Below are 19,937 nucleotides of genomic sequence, written 5' to 3'. Positions count from 1 at the left end.
AAAATGGTAAAATATAGACAGGTGATGAAAGATGCTGGAACGGGAAAAACTACGCAGAGATGCAGTGGAATTTGTGAATACAGACCTATTGGTGCCGGGAAATCATCTGCTGCGAAAGATTGACAGCGCGGTAGATTTTAGCCATATTTATGATTTTGTAGAAGATTTGTATTGTGAGGGCAACGGTCGTCCCAGTGTGGACCCGGTCGTCCTGTTTAAGATTGTTCTGATCCAGCATCTGTACGGAATTCCCTCTTTACGCCGGACGATGCAGGAAATCAATATGAATATCGCGTATCGGTGGTTTCTGGGATATACACTGAACGAGGAGCTGCCGCATTTCTCCACTGTGAGTTACAATTTTAAGCACCGGTTCACAGAGGAAACCGTGGAGCAGGTGTTTTCGTGGATTTTGCAGGAGGCAAATTACGCCGGATATTTGGAGCCGGAAGCAGTATTTGTGGATGGGACGCATATCAAAGCAAACGCCAACATCAACAAAAAGATCAAAAAGGCAGTTCCTCAGGCGGCAAAGCGATATGCCTCAGAATTAATGGAAGAGGTTAACGCTGACCGGGAAGATCATGGGAAGAAGCCATTCGACAGTACTCCGAAACCGCCGAAGGAAAAAGAAATCATGGTGTCCAAAACAGACCCGGAAAGCGGGTTGTTCCAAAAGGGAGAACACAAGAAGTGCTTTGCCTACGAAGCACATACGGCCTGCGACAAACACAATTTTGTCCTTGACGTTGAGGTGACTCCGGGAAACGTACATGACAGTGTAGCATTTGACGCGGTCTATGGCAAAGTGACTCAACGGTTTCCTGAAATTGAAACGGTGGTGGCGGACGCCGCATACAAAACGCCGCATATCTGTAAACGGGTGTTTGACGACGGGCGGGTACTTTCCACAGCATACAAGCGGCCAATGACCAAAGCAGGAAATCTGGAATGGTGGAAGTATGTATACGACGAATATTATGACTGTGTGATCTGCCCGGAATATCAGGTTCTGCATTATGCAACAACCAACCGTGAGGGATACCGGGAATACAAAAGCCGGAGTTACATCTGCGAAAAATGTCCATTCCGTTCTCGCTGCACCGAGAGTAAAAGCTGTACGAAAACCGTAACGCGGCATGTGTGGCAGGATTATGTGGAGCTTGCGGAAGATATCCGACACACACCGAAATACAAAGAGCTTTACAAAAAACGAAAAGAAACCATTGAGCGTGTCTTCGCCGATGCAAAAGTGAAATATGGGATGCGGTACACGCTCTACCGGGGCTTAACTCAAGTGACGAATTGGGTTAAGCTTAAGTTTGCTGCCATGAATCTCAAAAAGCTGGCAATGTGGAAATGGAGGGATGGCCATCCCTCCGGGTTTTTATTGATTTTACTTTGCTTATTTTCCTATCCTGCATATTATCAAGAGAACCCATCCTTCGTTTAACCGCGTTGGATGGGTTCTTCGACAATCTGAAACGGCCGGTAACGTACCGGCCGTTTATTTCTGCTTTATTGCTTTGTGCAGAATTTTTTTTCAATTTCTTGTAGTGTCTGATTAAAATCAGCTGCCGTAACTAGGAGGGAAATATCCACTTCGGAGGTCGTGATAATGCGAATATCCGTTTCAATCATTGCCGCGGCCTGAAACACCTCTGCAGCAACGCCGGGGGAGTTTTTCATTGCCGGATCATATACGGATATTTTGCAGTTTCCGCTGCTTACAATGGTTTTGATTTTTGATTTCTCGTGCAGTTCCGACGTAAATGCCAGAATTTTTCCTAAATCATTATCCGCAATGGTAAAGGAAACTGAGGTAAAGGTTCCCTGGGTCGGAGCCAGAGAAATCATGTCGACATCCACACCGAAATCAGCGATATGCCGAAACACGTCTGCAATAAACTTTAAATCAGACGGACAATTTTGAAGAGTAATCAGCGTAATATCGTTTGTGGTGGTAATCACGGGATTCATAATCATTCAAATACCTCCTATCTTAATAAATCAGACATCTGGTACAATCCTGCAGGCTGTTTCACTAAAAAATGTGCGGCGTTAATCGCACCGTTTGCAAAGATTTCCTTAGACTGGGCACTGTGGGACAGGGTAATCACTTCCTGCTGGCCGGCAAAAATGACTTCGTGCTCGCCTACAATGGTTCCACCGCGTACCGAATGAATTCCGATTTCGGAGGGATCCCGTTTTTTACGCTGGGAATGACGGTCATACATGTAATGTGTTGCGCCTTCCCGCACGGATGAAATCTCATCGGCTATCATTAAAGCGGTGCCGCTGGGAGCGTCAACTTTCTGACTGTGATGCTGCTCTATAATTTCAATGTCAAAATCCTTGCCCAAAACCTGTGCTGCTTTCCGAGAAAGTTCAATCAGCAGGTTTACACCAAGTGACATATTTCTGGAATAAAATACAGGGATTTTCTCCGCCGCCTGCTCCACCTGCTTAACTTGATCCTTATCATACCCCGTGGTGCAGAGAACAATCGGCATCTGACGGCTCAACGCATAATCCAGCAGGGAAGAGAGCAGCGCAGGATGTGAAAAATCAATGATAACGTCCGCTGTTTCCGTAATCTCCGACGGGTTGGAATAAACGGGATAATCATTTTGAACTGACTGATTTTTGTCGATTCCGCAGACAATACGGCAATCTTTACTCTGCGCGGCACAATCGGTGATGACACGACCCATTTTTCCGTTGCAGCCGCTGAGTATTATCCTTATCATTTTAACGTTCCTCCGAAAATTAGTGTACCAAATCCAGCTTTTTCAAAATCGCATAAAGCTTTTTCTGTGCTTCTTCGTTCATGGTGGTTAACGGAAGTCGACAGTCGCCGCAATCCATTCCCACCATCTTCATCGCAGCTTTGATCGGAATCGGATTGATATCCATGAAAAGGCCATCCATAAGCTCCAGATATTTCAAAAATACCAAACGGCTGGCTTCCGTATTCCCGCTCATATAATCTGCGCAAATCTGGTGCATCTGCCGCGGCAGAATATTGGCAAATACCGATATGACTCCTTTGCCGCCTAGAGACAGAATTGGAAGGGTCTGATTGTCTTCTCCAGAATAAACGACTAAGTCATCACCGCAGAGAGAAATGGTTTTTGCAACGGAAGAAATATCGCCGTTTGCTTCCTTGGTCGCTACGATATTCGGATGCTTAGAAAGCTCAACATACGTTTCCGGTTTAATGTTGCAGCCGGTTCTGGAAGGAACATTGTACAGAATGATCGGAATCTCCACCCGGTCGGCAATGTAGGTATAGTGTTTGACCAGACCAACCTGAGAAGTCTTATTGTAATAGGGGGTAACCAATAATAGAGCATCGGCACCAAGCTGTTGTGCAGATTGAGAAAGCTCTACGGCGTAACGCGTGTCGTTGCTGCCGGAACTGGCAATTACCGGGATTTGTTTTTTGGTCCGCTCCACGGCAAACCGAATCGCTTTACAGTGCTCATCGTGATTTAAAACCGGTGATTCTCCCGTAGTGGCACAAACAATCAGCGCATCCGTTCCGTTTTTTATATGAAAATCTATTAACTTTCCATACATGTCATAATTAATGGACCCATCCTCGTTCATCGGGGTTACCAGTGCAACACCGGACCCGGTAAAAATGAGCTTCTTCATACAAAATTACCTCCAAAATTGATCAAAACACTTACCAATACACTAACAAATTAGATGAACAGTTCCGTCATTGGGCAGCAATTCGAAGCCTCAAAAACACAGTGCTAAGAGGCTTCGATTTGCTTTTATCCGTTTCTGCTTAATCCAAATAACCCTTTGCGCACAGAAGTTCTGCCATCAGAACTGCGCCGCCTGCTGCACCGCGAAGCGTGTTGTGGGAAAGGCATACAAATTTAATATCGTACTGCGTATCCGGGCGAAGGCGTCCAATGGACACGGCCATTCCGTTTTCCAGGTTGCGGTCCAGCCGGCTTTGAGGACGGTCTTCTTCACGGAAATAATGCAGAAACTGTTTGGGCGCGCTGGGCAGCTGCATCTTCTGCGGAACTCCTTTATAGTTTTCCCAGCGGGAAATAATTTCTTCCATTTCTACTTTCTTTTCATAAGAAGCAAACACGGCCGCCGTGTGCCCATCTGACACCGGCACACGCAGGCACTGGGACGTAATGCAGGGAGAAGTGGCGTTTACAATCACGCCGTTTTCCACATGACCCCAGATTTTCAGCGGTTCATTTTCTGATTTGCCTTCTTCACCGCCGATAAACGGAATCACATTGTCCAGGCTTTCCGGCCATGTTTTAAACGTTTTTCCGGCACCGGAAATTGCCTGATAGGTGCAGGCCAAAACTCTGGTTACATTAAGATCCATTAATGGATGGATCGCCGGAACATAGCTTTGCAAGGAACAGTTGGATTTTACAGCAATAAACCCACGCTTTGTTCCCAGGCGTTTCCGCTGGGAAACAATCACTTCCGCATGGTCGGCATTGATTTCCGGAATGATCATCGGAACATCCGGAACGCCGCGGTTGGCACTGTTGTTGGACATTACCGGGCATTCTGCTTTGGCGTATTTTTCTTCCAATGCTTTAATCTCGTCTTTTTTCATGTTAACGGCACAAAATACGAAATCAACCAAGGAAGCAACCTTTTCAACGTCTTTTTCGGCATCAAATACTACCATTTTTGCCATGCTTTTCGGCATGGGTGTAGTCATCAGCCAATGGTCGCCCACAGCTTCTTCGTATGTTTTGCCGGCAGAACGGGAACTAGCAGCCAAAGCAGTTACCGTAAACCAAGGGTGATTTTCCAGCAATGTGGCAAATCTTTGACCTACCATACCCGTTGCGCCGATGATACCTACACTGTACTTTTTCATTGTTCTTTACCTCCTATAATATATGTTCGAATGGTATAAAAATATCATGATAATAAAAAAACCGGTTGAAAACCGGTCGTCAACAAAATATAATAGAACTGTTCGCCATAAACCGGAAGTTAATACAACCGGTGTCTGTTGATAGCGCTCCATCATATCTTCATATGACGACAGTTGAATTGTTATTCACAAAGCAACCAGGCAGATACCCGCCGCACAGTATCCCCTTCGGCAATTTTTCCTTTCACAAATCCTCGCCGGCTGGCGGCAGCCTCATATTTGCTACTCATAAAAATTGCGCCTCTATCGATATATAAATTTTTATTATAATACCATGGCTTGCTATTGCTTGTCAAATTATTTATAATGAACATCTGCATTGCAAATATGGAAGATAATCAGATGGAACGTAATGGACGTACAAACTAATGTCCGCTGAGCGGACGTGGAGGTTAAAAATGGAACTTGACTTAAACAATCTGCAAACAAAAGACTTCTATTATGATTTACCGCAGGAGCTGATTGCGCAAACACCGGCCGAACCGCGCGATCATTCCCGCCTGATGACACTGAACAAAAAAACAGGGGAGCTTTCCCACAAACATTTTTACGACATTTTGGATTACCTTAATCCGGGTGACTGCCTTGTACTAAACGATTCCCGTGTCCTTCCCGCACGCCTGTACGGAATAAAGGAAGGCACCGGTGCAAAAGTAGAATTTCTGCTTTTGACCCACAAAGAGGGGGACGACTGGGAAGTGCTCTGTGGCCCAGGAAAGCGTGCAAAGCCCGGTTCCCGCTTTGTATTCGGCGATGGCTTAATGACGGCGGAGGTAATTGATATCGTTGATGAAGGCAACCGCATCGCGAGATTTCACTATACTGGCAACTTTTATGAAATTTTGGATCAAATTGGCCAAATGCCTCTGCCGCACTATATTACCAAGCCGCTGGAAGACAATGAGCGCTACCAGACCGTGTACTCCAAAGAAGTAGGATCGGCTGCAGCCCCAACCGCCGGTCTGCATTTTACGCCGGAACTGCTGGACGCTGCACGTGCAAAAGGCGTAAAAGTGGAATTTGTAACCCTGCATGTCGGGCTTGGAACATTCCGCCCGGTGACAGCGGAAAAGGTCACCGACCATAAAATGCATTCCGAGCACTATTACCTGCCCAAAAAGACCGCCGATGCAATCAATGAAACGAAGAAAAACGGCGGGCGGGTAATTGCGGTAGGAACCACCAGCTGTCGCACCCTTGAAACAGTAGGCACAAAATACGGTGAAATCAAGGAATGCGATGGTTGGACCGATATCTTTATTTATCCTGGTTATAATTTTAAAGTACTGGATGGTTTGATTACTAATTTTCATCTTCCCGAAAGTACGCTCATCATGTTGGTATCCGCTCTTGCCGGATACGACCACACCATGAATGCATACAAAGTGGCCGTTCAGGAAAAGTACCGCTTCTTCAGCTTTGGCGACGCCATGTTAATTTATTGAAAGGAACAACTGAATGTATCAGCTAAAGAAAACAATCGGAGCAGCCCGGCGCGGGGAGTTTTCCACTCCACACGGAACCATACAGACTCCCGCTTTTATGAACGTAGCCACAGCCGGCGCGATTAAAGGCGGCGTTTCCGCTCTGGATTTAAAAAATCTGAAATGTCAGGTTCAGCTTTGCAATACCTACCACCTCCACCTGCGCCCGGGAGATGAAACTGTTAAAAAACTGGGCGGCCTTCATAAATTCACCCGCTGGGACGGACCAATTCTGACGGACAGCGGCGGTTTTCAGGTTTTTTCCCTCGCAAAGCTCAGGAATATTAAAGAAGAGGGCGTAACCTTCGCATCCCACATTGATGGCCACAGAATTTTTATGGGGCCAGAGGAAAGCATGCAGATTCAGTCCCACCTTGGTTCCACCATTGCAATGGCGTTTGACGAGTGTGTGGCAAACCCGGCGGAATACGACTACGCGAAGCAGTCCTGCGAACGCACCGTGCGCTGGTTGTACCGCTGCAAGGCAGAAATGGACCGGCTGAATTCCTTGCCGGACACCATCAATCCCGAACAGATGCTTTGGGGAATTAATCAGGGCAGCACGTACGAAGATCTTCGCATTGCAAATATGAGGCAGATCCGTGAACTGAATCTGGACGGCTATGCCATTGGAGGACTCGCAGTGGGGGAAAGCGCCGAAGAAATGTACCGTATTATTGAGGCGGTGGAACCGGAAATGCCGAAGGATAAGCCGCGCTACCTAATGGGTGTGGGTACGCCGACCAACATTCTGGAATCCGTCAAACGCGGTGTCGATATTTTTGACTGCGTCATGCCGACACGCAACGCCCGCCACGGCCATGTCTTTACCTGGGAAGGATGCCGGAATCTATTCAACGCCAAATACGAATTGGACGAGAGTCCTCTGGATGAAACCTGTGACTGTCCGGTTTGCCGCAATTTTACACGCGCATATATCCATCATCTTTTCAAGAGTGGTGAAATGCTGGCAATGCGTCTCTGCGTCATGCATAATATCTATTTCTATAATACGCTTCTGGAACGAATCCGGCAGGCCATGGACACGGACACATTTTCTACTTTTTATGAAGAAAACCGTGAAAAACTTAGTCTAAGGATATAATAATGCTTGCATGACCGGCAATTTGTTGATATAATCAAAGCATTAAATGGAGGTGCAGTAAAAGGATGAATTTTTACGCTTTAACAACCCAGGCAGCCGGCGACGGTAACATGTGGTTTATCATCATCATTTATGCCGTTGTAATCGGTGGGTTGTATTTTTTGTTAATGCGTCCGCAAAACAAAAAGAAGAAAAAAGAAGAACAGATGCGCAAGAATGTGCAAATTGGCGATGAGATCACTACGATCGGCGGGATTTCCGGGCGTGTCGTCGGAATTAAGGAAGATACAGATTCTTTGATTATTGAAACCGGTTCCGATCGGGCAAAACTCAGAATCAAACGCTGGGCAATCGGAAGCGTCGACACAATTCATGACGACGCGGAATGATTGAATAAAATAACGACGTATATCCGGCGCTCCCTCTGAATATCTATATTATTAGATATTGGAGGGAGCGCTGATTATGAAGAGCAATAAACATTCAAATGAAAATCCGGTTCTGGGAGCGCTACGCGCCATAATTATCGGGTGCGTAATTGGTGCGGCATTTTGTGCCGCATTGCTGGGCGTCTTTTCACTGGCATTTGTTTCAGCAGGGAATATCCCGCAGGACTTTATATCCCCGCTGGTCATTGCCCTTTCCGTGCTCAGTGCGTTTTTGGCGGGATTTATTACCGCTAAAATTTCGAAAAAGCGCGGTTTGATCTACGGAATGCTTTCCGGAGTATTGCTGTTCCTTTTGTTCCTTCTTGCAGGGTTGGCGGCATCTCAAGGCCCGGTGTCTATGGAAGCCGGAATCCGTCTGGTCATTATGGCTCTCGCAGGGGCAATCGGCGGTTTTCTCGGCGTGAACAAGAAGTCCAAATAGTTGGTGATTTTTCGCCTCATAACCAAAACCCGGTAAAATAACACTTTTCATATTCTTTCCCTTGTGGTATAATAGGGAACGGACTAATGTTGACATGGAAACGGAGGCTTAAGAATGAAACAGATTAAAACACTGAATAAAGCGAACTTAAAAGAGAGCGCTGTGAAAGGCGGCTGCGGCGAATGCCAGGCTTCCTGCCAATCGGCTTGCAAAACATCCTGCACCGTAGCAAATCAGAAGTGCGAAAACGCAAACCGATAATTCGCTTTCCATCCGAAATCATTAAGGGACAGAATTCTGTCCCTTAAATTTTGCTTTTTAGTCGGTTCTGTCGGTTTTATTTCCAGAGCAACTTTCGAAATGCCGGCAGAATGCAATTTAAAACGGTAGGAGAAAACCAAATGATACATAAGTATTCCCTTAATGGTTATCGATTTGTTTTGGACACTAACAGCGGCGCGGTGCACCTATTTGAAGCAGCACCGTACGAAATGTTGGATTATTTGGATGACAGTGTGCCCGACTGCCCGCCGGACAAATTGATAGCGGAAATGAAGGGTAAATATGATGAGAATACCATTCAGGAAGCTTACGAAGAGCTGAAAGAGCTTTATCATGAAGGGCTGCTGTTTTCTGCAGACGAATACGAACAATTTGCCGGCATGATGAAGAATGCTCCGATTAAGTCGATGTGTCTGAATATCGCGCACGACTGTAACCTTCGCTGTGAATACTGCTTTGCGGCCAAAGGCGATTTCGGCCGCGGAAGAATGCTGATGCCATTTGAAGTCGGCAAAAAGGCAATCGACTTTTTAATAGAGAACTCGAAAGGCAGACATAACCTGGAAGTGGATTTCTTCGGCGGTGAGCCACTGATGAATTTCGATGTGGTAAAACAGGTTGTGAACTATGCGCGCAGCATTGAAAAGCAGCATAATAAAAATTTCCGTTTTACCATTACAACAAACGGTCTTTTACTTTCGGACGATAAAATCGATTATATCAATCGTGAAATGTCAAACTGTGTTCTTTCCTTGGACGGAAGAAAAAGCGTAAACGACCGTCTCCGCGTTCGTGTGGACGGAAGCGGCTGCTATGATACTGTGGTACCAAAATTTCAAAAGCTGGTTGCCACACGCGGCGATAAGGACTATTATGTCCGCGGCACTTTTACAAAGCATAACCTTGATTTTACAAACGATATTCTGCATTATGTGGATCTCGGCTTTGACCAGATTTCGATGGAGCCGGTGGTATCCGACCCGAAACTGGATTACTCGATTGACGAAGGCGACCTGCCGAGGGTATTCGAAGAATACGAACACTTAGCTAATGTGATTATAGAGCGGAAAAAGCAGGGGAAAGGCTTTAACTTCTTCCACTTCAACGTGGATTTGCAGCAGGGGCCCTGTGCTATTAAGCGCCTGCGCGGCTGCAGCTGCGGCAACGAATATGTCTGTGTCACTCCGGAAGGGGATATTTTCCCATGCCACCAGTTTGTTGGGGATGACTCCTGGAAAATGGGAAATATTCTAGACGGTTCCTTTGACATGGAGAAAAAGAATGAATTCGCCCTTACCAATATTTACAGTAAGCCGGACTGCAAAAACTGCTGGGCCAAATTCTATTGCAGCGGCGGATGCAACGCAAATAACTGGCAGTATGAAAAGGACGTTCACAAAGCTCACGAAATCTCATGTAAACTTGAGAAGAAACGCGTGGAGTGCGCAATTATGATTCAGGCTGCTCTCGCTGAATAAAGCAAACAGGGTGTATGGAGGATCTTCCATGGAGGATCTCACATGCGCCCTGTTATACGTGTTTACATAAACATATTTACATAATATCTTGTTAGGTTACATAATATAATTTACATAAGTTTAAGCATTATGAATAAAAATGAAAATCTTGTAACTTTTTGTATTGCCTTGGAACATGAAATGTATTATAGTAAGTCTACACGGTTCAAAACGGTTGACCGCGTTTTTTAGGAGCCTGTACAAAAAGTTATGCGAGATGATTCCGGATAATCATAAGAAGCGAATAACGCTCATACACATTAACAGTTGCTCATGGGAGGGCTGTGTATGAACGTAATTGGGATAAGCCCTGGAAGAAAAAGGCGGTCCGCTTCAAAAGTTAGCTGGATTTCTTTTTTCTTTCAAGCGCTTTCGGAAAATAGGGCGATGGTTTTATTTGCGGTTTTTCTTTTGGGGGGAGTTGCCTGCGGAGCAATTCTTGCAAAACGAGCGGAGAACTCGTGGCTGGAAAAATTAGATTTCCTGTTCTGCAGTAATTTTAAAGCCAGAGCCGCTCAGCCGCTGTTGTCTGTATTTTGTGCTTCTTTTGCATCGTCGTTTCTTTTTATTTTATTCTGCTTTTTATGTGGTTTGTCCATGTGGGGAATGTTTTTCATTCCCTTTGTTGTCTTTTTCCGGGGTTTCGGTCTTGGTCTGACTTCCGGATATATTTATGCCGCTTATGCGTGGGAAGGGGTTTTGTACAATTTAGTAGTCATTTTACCTGGCGCACTATTTTGCTGCATTGCGATTCTACTAGCAGCAAGAGAAGGGACACGCTTTTCAAAACGGATGGCGGCTTGCGGCACTTCCGCTCCAAATGGGGTAATGAGCCGAAGTAATCTTAAGCTGTATCTAATGCGGTTTGGAGCAATTCTGGCACTTTCTTTTTTTGCGGCATTAATTGATTTGCTTCTATCCGCCTGTTTTGCGGGGTTGTTCCGTTTTTGAACATGAGGGGATAGGAAAAAATGAAGGACTTTTGTGAGGATTTCAGCGATTATTTAATTCATACAAAATCGGTATCCGCAAATACGCTGGATTCTTATGTACGCGATGTAAAACATTTTCTGGATTACTTATCGGCAGAGGATTTGCAAAGTCCAACCGAAGCAAACCAGAACACGATGGAAAACTATGTGAAAAATTTGAGTCGGTTAAAAAAATCGAATTCAACCATCACGCGAAACGTCGCGTCCATCCGTTGCTTCTACCAATATCTGATTATCAGTGGGAAGGCGCAGACTAACCCGGCTAAGGCAGTTAAGCTGGAAAAAATCCAGAAAAAAGTGCCGCAGATTTTAAGCGGAAAGGAAATCGAGCTTCTGCTGGCCCAGCCCAATATCAAGGAGCCAAAAGGCTGCCGTGACAAGGCGATGCTGGAATTGCTGTATGCCACAGGAATCCGGGTATCCGAACTAGTGGAACTGAATGTGGAGGACATTAACCTACACACTGGGATGCTTCGCTGCAGAACGGAAAAATCCGAGCGGATGATTCCTGTCTACCAGACTGCGATTTCTATGATTTCAGATTACATATTACGAGCCAGAAGCCTTATTATCGTTCCAGACGGCGGACATGCGTTGTTTACAAATTTGAATGGCCGCAGACTGACTCGTCAGGGCTTTTGGAAAATTGTAAAAGGTTATGCGGAGCAAGCCGGAATTGTAAAAGAAATTACCCCACATACACTGCGCCATTCGTTTGCGTTGCACCTGCTTGAAAATGGCGCCGATCTGAAAGATATTCAACATATGCTCGGACATGCGGATATATCTTCCACTCAGGTTTATGTCCACATGCTGAACGATCATTTTAAAGAGGTATATAATAATTGTCATCCTCGTGCAAAATTAGGTTAGGAGTGAAATCCATTGGGTTTATTCAGCAATCACTACAGTCGTCCCGGTCCGGGAGTTAGTAAAAACGAGCCAAAGAAAAAGCCTTTTTTCCTTTTTTGGGAATTGTATTTCCGCAAATTCTGGGATCTCATTAAATTAAATCTACTGTTTTGCATCCCGGTTGTTGCTGTTCTTGCATTGGTTTATTTTATGGGCCGATTTACGGGGGACACCTATTTTGTTTATCTTCCGGTAATTTTGCTTTCTCCGTTTTGCGCTGGGTTGTGCTTTGTTACTAGAAACTATGCTAGGGAAGAACACGCTTTTATTTTTTCGGACTTTAAAGAAGCAATCCAAAAAAATTGGCTGTATTTTTTAATCAACGGAGCTATTGTTTTTGTCGCGTACTTTATCCTCAGCGTGGCGATTTCCTATTATTCCTCACATGTAAGCGATAATTGGATTTTCTTTATCCCGCTGTCACTCTGTATCATCGTTTCCACTCTTTTTCTTTTCGCACAGTATTATTTCTCCGTCATGGCCATTACCTTTGACCTTAAGTTAAAGGACCTTTATAAAAATTCCTTTATATTCTCTATTTTAGGATTATGGAGAAATCTTCTGCTTACGGTTATTTTGGCCGTATTGCTCTTTATCATGTATATTCTGTTTAACTATAGTCCATTGACTATTATCATTGGTATTTTGCTGTTAGCGTTTTTGTTCTTCTCTTTGTGCATGTTCCTGATCAATTTTACGGTTTATCCATTAATCGATAAAATTATGATTCAGCCATATCAGAAGAAAGAAGAAGAGAACGATTCTGATTTCGATGATTAATTAATTAAAAAGAGCCATCTATTTTGGCTCTTTTTTTTGTTCGTCCTTTATTATGTTTTGTATGGAAGTGCCGCGCTGCTTCACCTTGGAAAGAGGATTTGCCTTTGCTGCGTTGGCCATTTGTTCATCGGATAGATGCGTATAAATTTCTGTCGTTCCAAGGTTTTCATGGCCGAGAATATCCTTCAGCACACGAATATCCACATGGCCGTGCTGGTACATCAAGGTTGCGGCGGTATGCCGTAATTTATGAACGGAATATCCTGGGCCATCCAAATGAATTTGTGCCAGGTACTTTTTTACAATATATTGCACCGTCTTCGGGCTGATTCGTTTATGCTGTTTGCTGATAAACAGCGCGTTTTTATCTACAAGAGCATCTTTAGGCCGTACGGCAATATAGCGCTGAATTGCGTCGATGCAGGCTTCGTTCAAATACACCAAACGCTCTTTATTGCCTTTTCCTACAATTCGAAGCGTCGCAGCCTCATCTTTTTCGCTTTCATTCCGCTTGTAGCGGATATCGTTAAGATTCAGGCCAACCAATTCGGAAAGACGCATCCCACAGTTTAAAAACAAAGTTAGAATACAATAATCCCGTTCTTTGGTCGGTCCGTCCACACTGGAAAGCAATTCCAGACTTTGTTCCAATGTCAGGTAGTGGGGAAGAGCCTTCTTCTGTTTGGGTGTTTCAAGCTCCAGAACCGGATTTTTCTCCAATTTGCCGGTCTTGCTGGTCAGGTATTTAAAGAAAGTCCTTAGGCTGGATACTTTTCGTGAGCGCGTGGAAGCTTGATTATGCCTGGCAGAACCAAGATAATTCATGTACTCATAAACCTGGGTAAGATTAATGGTTCGAATCAATTCCAGATCGACTTTGGAAATATCGATGGACTCGAAATCTGTATCAGCAGAAACCATTTCGCGTGACATTAGTATGTAACGAAAGAAAGTCCGCAAGTCAAGATAATATTCTTCAACCGTTTTTGGGGATTTTCCTTTAATGGTTTCCAGGTAGCCCAAAAATTCTTTAATAATCGGCGGTGCTTCCGCCAAAAGTTCCGGTTTCATTATGGAATCAGCTCCGAATTAAATTAAAATACATAAAAACTATAAAGGATATAAGTAAAAGGACGGATTGCTTGTGAAACAGTTTCACAGTATAAAATTTTTATCTCCAATAGGGATTATTGAGCTTACTTGTCGGGGCGATTCTATCATCCGTTTAACAGCAGAACCGGTACACCAAAATAAAGATACGGTGGACTTGAAATCTGTTAAAACTGTCTGTCCGGTTTGCGATTTGGCTGTTTCTCAAATAAACGAATACTTTAATGGCAGCCGAACCAGCTTTGATATTCCGGTTCAGTTGAATGGTACGGATTTACAATTAAAAGTCTGGAATGCTTTGATGCAAATTCCTTATGGAAAAACGGTTGCTTACAGCGATATTGCAAAAGCCGTTAGTTGTAAAAGCGTTCGAGCTGTTGCAACTGCGATCGGTAAAAATCCAATTCCGGTTATAATACCATGCCACAGAGTAATTCGTAAAAACGGAGTTATTGGTAAGTTCAGTCTAATTGGTCCCGAAATAAAAAAGTTTTTACTGGAAACAGAAAACAAAACTAATATTATTATACTTCATAAAAGAAATCACTGCAAATGCAGTTTATAAATATAATAAATTCCTGATCTAGATTTAAGGTACAATCAAAGCCGTCAAAACTTACACATTTTGGCGGCTTTTTTCAAATTTTCCTCCTACCTTAATTATACAAAATTTCTATTTTGTCTAATCATTTGCAAAAAATTGGACATGTGGAAATTTAGCTTTTGCATTATCCCTTTTTAGTTTTTCGCATACCAGATATTATTAAATTTAAACTAAATAAAAAAAACCGAGGTCAGGTTCCCGTTTATTTTCTTCAGGTGACCAGTATTACGGTCATATAAACCATGATTTTGACAAAAATAATTGAATGTCATCCGGTATCTCGGGCATCCTTCTTCATATCTTAGTCCGACATCACAGGATGGCCCGTTCAGATCGCTTCCATTATAATACTGTGAATGCTCACAGGTATCGCAACCTATATTAATTTGATCATTATCAAAATCAAACATATTATTAACCCCCTATTTGTGATAATAAAGGCTTAATAATATCATTCCCTGTCCGATACCGCCTATCATAAATCACGGGATATTCCTGTATGTACCTGATCTGGCAATAAATCTGATTTCGTTTTTTAACAGGTTTTTAGTGGAAGAATTCCGCCAATATCCGTCAAAGGTATATCGGCAAGTGATATCACTTCAACATTCCGATCATAGCAAAATTTTTGGATTTCAAAATAATCCGGATGCAACTGGATATTCCCAGCGAAAGCAAGCTTATTTTTCCCAATTTTACCGCAAGTTCCTCCCAAAAAGCCATAGGAATAACCATCCAAATTTACATATCCCGGTGAAATTTTCAAAACATCAAGCCCAACCTTTTCCGCTGCCTGAGCAATACCCAAATCCGCTGTTATAATGGAAAACTCATTTACAATTGCAACGGAACATTTCGCATACCCTTGCCGAACCGGAATCATTTTAATTTTCTTTTCCTCGCAGTACCAATAAACCTTTTCATCCAATGCGGAAGGATTGCAGATTAAAAAATCACCTACACGGGCAGCATTCAAAGCAACATCATGCGGATATTTTTCTGAAATATTTTTATCGGTTTCGATTACTTCAAAATCTATCTTTTCCAATCGATCTTTTAATATGCTTCCTTTCACAACAGCCATGTGGTTCCGGCCTAAATGGTGAATCAGCATGTCTGCATGGCTGCTGATGGATGATGGAAACCTTGGGTCCGGCGGAATAAGAATTGTGTCTATGTTTCGTTGGTGAAGCGCGTGAATTATCGTATTATTTTGAAAGGATACGGCTACCAGAGTCGCATCCTTTTCCGGCAAATTCGGTGTATGAACCCATTCCATTTTGTTTTACTCCTGTCTTAATGCATCGACCGGTTTCAGGCAGGCTGCTTTATAGGCGGGATACACGCCGAACGCAGTACCCGTCAGAATGGAAAATGCCATTGCCGTCCATATAATATCCATGCGCGGGCTCAACGTGACTCGAAAAAACGCAGCTCCTGCATAAGATACAGCATAACCGACTAATAAACCTGTGAAGCAGCCAATAACAGAGATCAGTACTGCTTCGAACAAAAATTCTAGCATAATAGAACCCTTACCTGCTCCAATCGCTTTTTTTATGCCAATTTCCCGTGTACGTTCATTCACGGAAACCAGCATAACCGTCATGATACTGAGGCTGGCCACCAACAGGGATATCCCCCCGATGGCGGTAAGAATTAAGGTCATAATATTTAAAATGTTGGACAGCCCGTCCCTTTGCTTTGCAAGATTATTAGAAATAAACGCGTCTTTTGTTCCGTTATAATGATTCAAACTGTCTGTAAGCTTCTTCCCAATTTCATCTACGTTTGCTCCCTGTTGAATTTTTACAGCAATCTGATCAAAATCGCTCCGCCCCACCGCTGACTGAATCGTGGTATAAGGAACATAGACAAAGGTAGGCACATAATCGCCAATAATATTCTGAAGAAGTCCGGTACCGGTTTTGATAATTCCAACTACAGTAAATTCTTCCATTGCACCGCCACAAAGAATGGAAACCTTTTTTCCGATGATATTGCTCCTTGAATATGCATTCTGAGAAAATTTTTCGTCAACCAAACAAACATTTGCGTTGGACTTAATGTCCATTTGATTAAATAGCCGCCCATATAAAAGATTAATGGATATAATCTGGCTGGCTTTTGTGTCGATTCCCCAGACTACCGCTTTGGTATTCACTTTGCGAACCGAAATATCGGTTGTTTGAACAATGACCGGAGCTGCCTGTATGACCTGATCTGCATTCTGCACCAACTTCAGATCGAATTCATTCAGCGAAACCGTGTTTGGTTTGGCATCGGCAGAGGCTGCAATGGACAATCCGCTCAAGCCAAGACTGTCCATCTCATTGTAAAGAACATTTGTTCCGCATTGGCTTATATTCCCTATGATCACCACGGAAGCCACGCCGATTCCGATTCCCAAAATGGTCAGCATTGTGCGGGAACGTTTTCGTCCAATATTATGAAAAGCGGATTTTAATAAATCAATCATCCGAGCTCACCTGGTTCTTCCCGCTGTCATCAGCCGAATTCAAAATCACCCGGGCTCCATTGGAAAGTTCGTCCGGACTTTCGACAACCAAATCATGATTCTTCAGGCCTTTGGTCACCTCAAAGCCGCTGTCATATTCCTGTCGCGTAGTAATCGGCGTTTTCACCGCCTGATTCCCTTCGACCTTAAAAACATACTCACTTCCATTTTTATCGGCTCTTACGGCCTCGTAGGGCACGACAAGTACATTACTATCCTGCGATGTAATAATTTTTACCTTTGCGGTATAGCCCGGTTTAATATCCTCCTTCGCATTCTCAACGCTTACAATAACTTCTACTACGGTTTCCTGGCCTGTCCCGGTAATCTCCTGCTTTGCTTCAGTTGAAATGCTTTCCACCTTACCCGTGTAGGTGGAATTTTTAAAACCAACACCCGTAATGACGGCTTTCTGTCCAATCTTAATATCGGATATTTGAGATTCATTCACGGAAAGACGAACCTGCAGCCCATTTTTATCGGCAATTACTGCGACAGATGTGCCGGAAGATACATAGCTTTGATCTGCAACGGAAATGGAAGTGATCTCGCCCTCTACGGGAGAAACAATCGTTTTGACATTTTTAACCGGTGCAGATGATTCGGAAGAAGCCTTACTGTTTTCGGAAGAAAGCCGATTTCCGTAAAGACTTAACAGACTTTCATAATCATCCGGCAGAACGCTGGGCAACCCGCTGGCTAATCCACTGGGCAGCCCAGGAACAACGGAGCTGGAAGACGAAGACAAGGAATGATCTATGGTTTGAATGGCTAACAGCGGCTGCCCAACACGAACCTTATCGCCCGTTTTGACAAAAACGCCATTAACCGTTCCGCTGTCCGTGGAACGTACCGTTGTAGACGCAATGCGTTCGACCCTGCCGGTACAAGTTACGGAATTTTCCACTGTAATTGCATTTACCTTTACAGCATTGACTGGAACCACGGCATTTCGAGAAATAACGCTAATAATCACCATACTTCCTACTGCAATAAATGTAAAGGTAAATAGCATCACATACTTTTTCATTACTCATCCCTCCGTCTTCGGTTATTTTATGAAGACAAAGGGAAAATATTAGGCTTTGTTTGTAAAATCAGCAAATTTAATCCAGGTTATGCGTATCGAAAGGACTCCCTATTTTGCTCAGTATTTTATTGTCACCTCATATTTTTTCCGAATGATGACTTCTTATTTTTCCAAACACAGCTTTGTATAAATTTCGATTGTTTCCATGAATAAATTCGTTTTAGATTCAGAAAAATACTAATGAGGTGATAGACATATGAGCATCATTCAATGCGATATCGACTGCATTTATCAGCACGACGGATATTGTAGTTTGGAAATGCCCTCCGCAATCACAAATTATACTGGTGATGGCTGTGTACATTGTATTAAAGTGACCCCGAGAACTCCTACGTCCCCTACTCAATCGACGCTTCAAACGCCGACCGCACATCTTTGACGCCAACTAAATCCATATCTCCAAATTTTCCGGTAAGTTGTTTTTTATTATGGTAAGGTAAAATGCATTTTTTGAAGCCCAAACGTGCGGCTTCCCCGATTCTCGCCTCAATATTCGTGACGGAACGAATTTCGCCGGCCAATCCGATCTCCCCAAATACAATCGCATCATCGCGAATCGGCGTGTCTTTCAGGCTGGATACCAGCGACATGGCAACGGCTAAGTCAGTCGCCGGCTCATCCAGCCTTAATCCGCCGACGACATTTACGTATGCGTCCAGATTGGAAAAGTAAAAACCAGCGCGCTTTTCCAGAACAGCCAGCAGTAAATTCATCCGGTTATAATCAAATCCCGTGGCCATTCTTCTCGGATTACCGAAACCGGTTGTGGTGGCAAGGCCTTGTATTTCCGCTAAAATGGGTCGGGAACCCTCAATTACGCACGTAACGCACGTACCGGAAACGTTTTTTGGGCGCCCGGCTAAAAGTGCCTGGGAAGGGTTGTCCACCTGCTGGAGGCCGCTGTCGCCCATGTCAAACACACCAATTTCATTTGTGGAACCGTAACGGTTTTTGACCGCACGCAGAATACGGTATGACATCTGCCGATCCCCTTCAAAATAAAGCACGGCGTCCACAATATGCTCCAGTACCTTCGGCCCTGCTATGGCGCCGTCCTTATTGACGTGACCAACCAAAATCGTTGGAATTTCCAGTGCTTTAATCGCCCTCATAACGGCGTTTGTGCATTCCCGAACCTGCGTGACACTCCCGGGTGAGGAATTCAAATCGGTAAAGTTCATGGTTTGAATGGAATCAATCATTACCAAATCCGGTTTTTCTTCCCGAATCTGCTCAATTACATATTGAATATCCGTTTCCGTCAAAATATAAAGATTGTCGCTTTGTACGCCTAATCGGGTAGCCCGCAGTTTAATCTGTCGGCTGGATTCTTCCCCCGATACATACAGGATTTTCAGTTCTTTTCCTAGGTATTCGCATATCTGCAGCAATATGGTGGATTTTCCGATGCCTGGCTCGCCGCTAATTAAAATCAGCGAACCCTTTACAATACCGCCGCCAAGCACGCGGTCCAATTCAGATAAGCCGGTGTGATACCTTGCTTCTTCCTGCGTGCTGATGTTGCTGATCGGCATCGGGCGCGCCCCGCTTCTGCTCAACACGGAAACAGCCGATTTTGCCGGCACAATTTCCTTGATTTCTTCATTCATGGTGTTCCATTGGCCGCACCCGGGGCACTTCCCATACCATTTTGCGGACTCAAATCCGCATTCCGAACAAATATATACGCTCTTTGATTTGGAAGCCATTTTTCGTTCCTCTTTTTAACGTTTT

Annotated in this window: 20 protein-coding genes and 1 riboswitch; of the genes, 11 read left to right on the top strand and 9 right to left on the bottom strand. The window is 44.0% G+C overall.

Features of this window, described 5'->3' with window-relative positions; translation table 11 throughout:
* The first annotated feature begins 31 nt into the window (after nt 1-31).
* Entirely contained in the window at nt 32-1,453 is a 1,422-nt protein-coding gene (locus ACSVDI_RS08410; RefSeq protein ID WP_283109454.1) for an IS1182 family transposase, read from the top strand.
* Nucleotides 1,454-1,518: 65 nt separating this feature from the next.
* Here ACSVDI_RS08410 and ACSVDI_RS08405 read toward each other — a convergent pair whose 3' ends face one another.
* The 4 genes from ACSVDI_RS08405 to asd all read right to left on the bottom strand — a co-directional run bounded on the left by ACSVDI_RS08405 (nt 1,519) and on the right by asd (nt 4,879).
* Entirely contained in the window at nt 1,519-1,986 is a 468-nt protein-coding gene (locus ACSVDI_RS08405; RefSeq protein WP_457942127.1) for an ACT domain-containing protein, read from the bottom strand.
* 11 nt (nt 1,987-1,997) lie between these two features.
* Nucleotides 1,998-2,750 (bottom strand): 4-hydroxy-tetrahydrodipicolinate reductase, encoded by a 753-nt coding sequence (gene dapB / locus ACSVDI_RS08400; protein WP_457942125.1) that lies wholly within the window; start codon nt 2,748-2,750, stop codon nt 1,998-2,000.
* 19 nt (nt 2,751-2,769) lie between these two features.
* Nucleotides 2,770-3,660, bottom strand: a complete 891-nt coding sequence (gene dapA / locus ACSVDI_RS08395) for a 4-hydroxy-tetrahydrodipicolinate synthase (protein WP_457942123.1) — start codon at nt 3,658-3,660, stop codon at nt 2,770-2,772.
* 139 nt (nt 3,661-3,799) lie between these two features.
* Nucleotides 3,800-4,879: an aspartate-semialdehyde dehydrogenase gene (asd, locus tag ACSVDI_RS08390; RefSeq protein WP_457942121.1), complete on the bottom strand. Its 1,080-nt coding sequence runs from the start codon at nt 4,877-4,879 to the stop codon at nt 3,800-3,802.
* A 134-nt stretch (nt 4,880-5,013) separates the two neighbouring features.
* A riboswitch (Lysine riboswitch) is annotated at nt 5,014-5,193 on the bottom strand.
* 144 nt (nt 5,194-5,337) lie between these two features.
* On the opposite strand from asd, the gene queA reads away from it, so the two are divergent.
* The 9 genes from queA to ACSVDI_RS08345 all read left to right on the top strand — a co-directional run bounded on the left by queA (nt 5,338) and on the right by ACSVDI_RS08345 (nt 12,881).
* Nucleotides 5,338-6,384, top strand: coding sequence for a tRNA preQ1(34) S-adenosylmethionine ribosyltransferase-isomerase QueA (gene queA / locus ACSVDI_RS08385; RefSeq protein WP_457942119.1), 1,047 nt, complete (start codon nt 5,338-5,340; stop codon nt 6,382-6,384).
* Nucleotides 6,385-6,397: 13 nt separating this feature from the next.
* On the top strand, nt 6,398-7,528 hold the full coding sequence (tgt, locus tag ACSVDI_RS08380; RefSeq protein ID WP_457942117.1) for a tRNA guanosine(34) transglycosylase Tgt: 1,131 nt from the start codon (nt 6,398-6,400) through the stop codon (nt 7,526-7,528).
* A 65-nt stretch (nt 7,529-7,593) separates the two neighbouring features.
* Nucleotides 7,594-7,917, top strand: a complete 324-nt coding sequence (yajC, locus tag ACSVDI_RS08375; protein WP_457942115.1) for a preprotein translocase subunit YajC — start codon at nt 7,594-7,596, stop codon at nt 7,915-7,917.
* 76 nt (nt 7,918-7,993) lie between these two features.
* Nucleotides 7,994-8,398, top strand: a complete 405-nt coding sequence (locus ACSVDI_RS08370; protein ID WP_457942113.1) for a TIGR04086 family membrane protein — start codon at nt 7,994-7,996, stop codon at nt 8,396-8,398.
* Between the two features lie 114 nt (nt 8,399-8,512).
* Nucleotides 8,513-8,659, top strand: coding sequence for a six-cysteine ranthipeptide SCIFF (scfA, locus tag ACSVDI_RS08365; protein ID WP_074017471.1), 147 nt, complete (start codon nt 8,513-8,515; stop codon nt 8,657-8,659).
* A gap of 140 nt (nt 8,660-8,799) precedes the next feature.
* Nucleotides 8,800-10,158: a thioether cross-link-forming SCIFF peptide maturase gene (gene scfB / locus ACSVDI_RS08360; RefSeq protein ID WP_457942111.1), complete on the top strand. Its 1,359-nt coding sequence runs from the start codon at nt 8,800-8,802 to the stop codon at nt 10,156-10,158.
* Nucleotides 10,159-10,485: 327 nt separating this feature from the next.
* Entirely contained in the window at nt 10,486-11,148 is a 663-nt protein-coding gene (locus tag ACSVDI_RS08355) for a stage II sporulation protein M (protein WP_457942109.1), read from the top strand.
* Between the two features lie 20 nt (nt 11,149-11,168).
* On the top strand, nt 11,169-12,062 hold the full coding sequence (gene xerD / locus ACSVDI_RS08350; protein WP_457942107.1) for a site-specific tyrosine recombinase XerD: 894 nt from the start codon (nt 11,169-11,171) through the stop codon (nt 12,060-12,062).
* Between the two features lie 189 nt (nt 12,063-12,251).
* Nucleotides 12,252-12,881, top strand: coding sequence for a DUF624 domain-containing protein (locus ACSVDI_RS08345; protein WP_457942105.1), 630 nt, complete (start codon nt 12,252-12,254; stop codon nt 12,879-12,881).
* Nucleotides 12,882-12,899: 18 nt separating this feature from the next.
* Here the strand turns inward: ACSVDI_RS08345 and ACSVDI_RS08340 are convergent, their stop codons facing one another.
* Entirely contained in the window at nt 12,900-13,952 is a 1,053-nt protein-coding gene (locus tag ACSVDI_RS08340; RefSeq protein ID WP_457942103.1) for a tyrosine recombinase XerC, read from the bottom strand.
* A 73-nt stretch (nt 13,953-14,025) separates the two neighbouring features.
* On the opposite strand from ACSVDI_RS08340, the gene ACSVDI_RS08335 reads away from it, so the two are divergent.
* On the top strand, nt 14,026-14,556 hold the full coding sequence (locus ACSVDI_RS08335) for a methylated-DNA--[protein]-cysteine S-methyltransferase (RefSeq protein ID WP_457942101.1): 531 nt from the start codon (nt 14,026-14,028) through the stop codon (nt 14,554-14,556).
* A 574-nt stretch (nt 14,557-15,130) separates the two neighbouring features.
* Here the strand turns inward: ACSVDI_RS08335 and ACSVDI_RS08330 are convergent.
* The 4 genes from ACSVDI_RS08330 to radA form a co-directional block, all read right to left on the bottom strand.
* Nucleotides 15,131-15,874, bottom strand: coding sequence for a DUF6873 family GME fold protein (locus ACSVDI_RS08330; RefSeq protein WP_457942099.1), 744 nt, complete (start codon nt 15,872-15,874; stop codon nt 15,131-15,133).
* 6 nt (nt 15,875-15,880) lie between these two features.
* A complete protein-coding gene (locus ACSVDI_RS08325; protein WP_457942097.1) occupies nt 15,881-17,074 on the bottom strand; it encodes an ABC transporter permease in 1,194 nt (397 codons plus the stop codon).
* Entirely contained in the window at nt 17,067-18,143 is a 1,077-nt protein-coding gene (locus tag ACSVDI_RS08320; protein ID WP_457942095.1) for an efflux RND transporter periplasmic adaptor subunit, read from the bottom strand. The genes ACSVDI_RS08325 and ACSVDI_RS08320 overlap by 8 nt, the downstream gene beginning before the upstream one ends.
* Before the next feature lie 398 nt (nt 18,144-18,541).
* Complete coding sequence (gene radA, locus ACSVDI_RS08315) at nt 18,542-19,912, bottom strand: DNA repair protein RadA (protein ID WP_457942093.1); 1,371 nt, start codon at nt 19,910-19,912, stop codon at nt 18,542-18,544.
* Nucleotides 19,913-19,937: the final 25 nt, after the last annotated feature.

The organism is Caproiciproducens sp. LBM24188 (genome assembly GCF_054130445.1).
This window is presented reverse-complemented; position numbering and strand designations above follow the sequence as displayed.

Bases quoted from the DNA above. Each gene is read 5' to 3' on its own strand.
- ACSVDI_RS08410 (WP_283109454.1), top strand. From the start codon at position 32: ATGCTGGAACGGGAAAAACTACGCAGAGATGCAGTGGAATTTGTGAAT.
- ACSVDI_RS08405 (WP_457942127.1), bottom strand. From the start codon at position 1,986: ATGATTATGAATCCCGTGATTACCACCACAAACGATATTACGCTGATT.
- dapB (WP_457942125.1), bottom strand. From the start codon at position 2,750: ATGATAAGGATAATACTCAGCGGCTGCAACGGAAAAATGGGTCGTGTC.
- dapA (WP_457942123.1), bottom strand. From the start codon at position 3,660: ATGAAGAAGCTCATTTTTACCGGGTCCGGTGTTGCACTGGTAACCCCG.
- asd (WP_457942121.1), bottom strand. From the start codon at position 4,879: ATGAAAAAGTACAGTGTAGGTATCATCGGCGCAACGGGTATGGTAGGT.
- queA (WP_457942119.1), top strand. From the start codon at position 5,338: ATGGAACTTGACTTAAACAATCTGCAAACAAAAGACTTCTATTATGAT.
- tgt (WP_457942117.1), top strand. From the start codon at position 6,398: ATGTATCAGCTAAAGAAAACAATCGGAGCAGCCCGGCGCGGGGAGTTT.
- yajC (WP_457942115.1), top strand. From the start codon at position 7,594: ATGAATTTTTACGCTTTAACAACCCAGGCAGCCGGCGACGGTAACATG.
- ACSVDI_RS08370 (WP_457942113.1), top strand. From the start codon at position 7,994: ATGAAGAGCAATAAACATTCAAATGAAAATCCGGTTCTGGGAGCGCTA.
- scfA (WP_074017471.1), top strand. From the start codon at position 8,513: ATGAAACAGATTAAAACACTGAATAAAGCGAACTTAAAAGAGAGCGCT.
- scfB (WP_457942111.1), top strand. From the start codon at position 8,800: ATGATACATAAGTATTCCCTTAATGGTTATCGATTTGTTTTGGACACT.
- ACSVDI_RS08355 (WP_457942109.1), top strand. From the start codon at position 10,486: ATGAACGTAATTGGGATAAGCCCTGGAAGAAAAAGGCGGTCCGCTTCA.
- xerD (WP_457942107.1), top strand. From the start codon at position 11,169: ATGAAGGACTTTTGTGAGGATTTCAGCGATTATTTAATTCATACAAAA.
- ACSVDI_RS08345 (WP_457942105.1), top strand. From the start codon at position 12,252: ATGGGCCGATTTACGGGGGACACCTATTTTGTTTATCTTCCGGTAATT.
- ACSVDI_RS08340 (WP_457942103.1), bottom strand. From the start codon at position 13,952: ATGAAACCGGAACTTTTGGCGGAAGCACCGCCGATTATTAAAGAATTT.
- ACSVDI_RS08330 (WP_457942099.1), bottom strand. From the start codon at position 15,874: ATGGAATGGGTTCATACACCGAATTTGCCGGAAAAGGATGCGACTCTG.
- ACSVDI_RS08325 (WP_457942097.1), bottom strand. From the start codon at position 17,074: ATGATTGATTTATTAAAATCCGCTTTTCATAATATTGGACGAAAACGT.
- ACSVDI_RS08320 (WP_457942095.1), bottom strand. From the start codon at position 18,143: ATGAAAAAGTATGTGATGCTATTTACCTTTACATTTATTGCAGTAGGA.
- radA (WP_457942093.1), bottom strand. From the start codon at position 19,912: ATGGCTTCCAAATCAAAGAGCGTATATATTTGTTCGGAATGCGGATTT.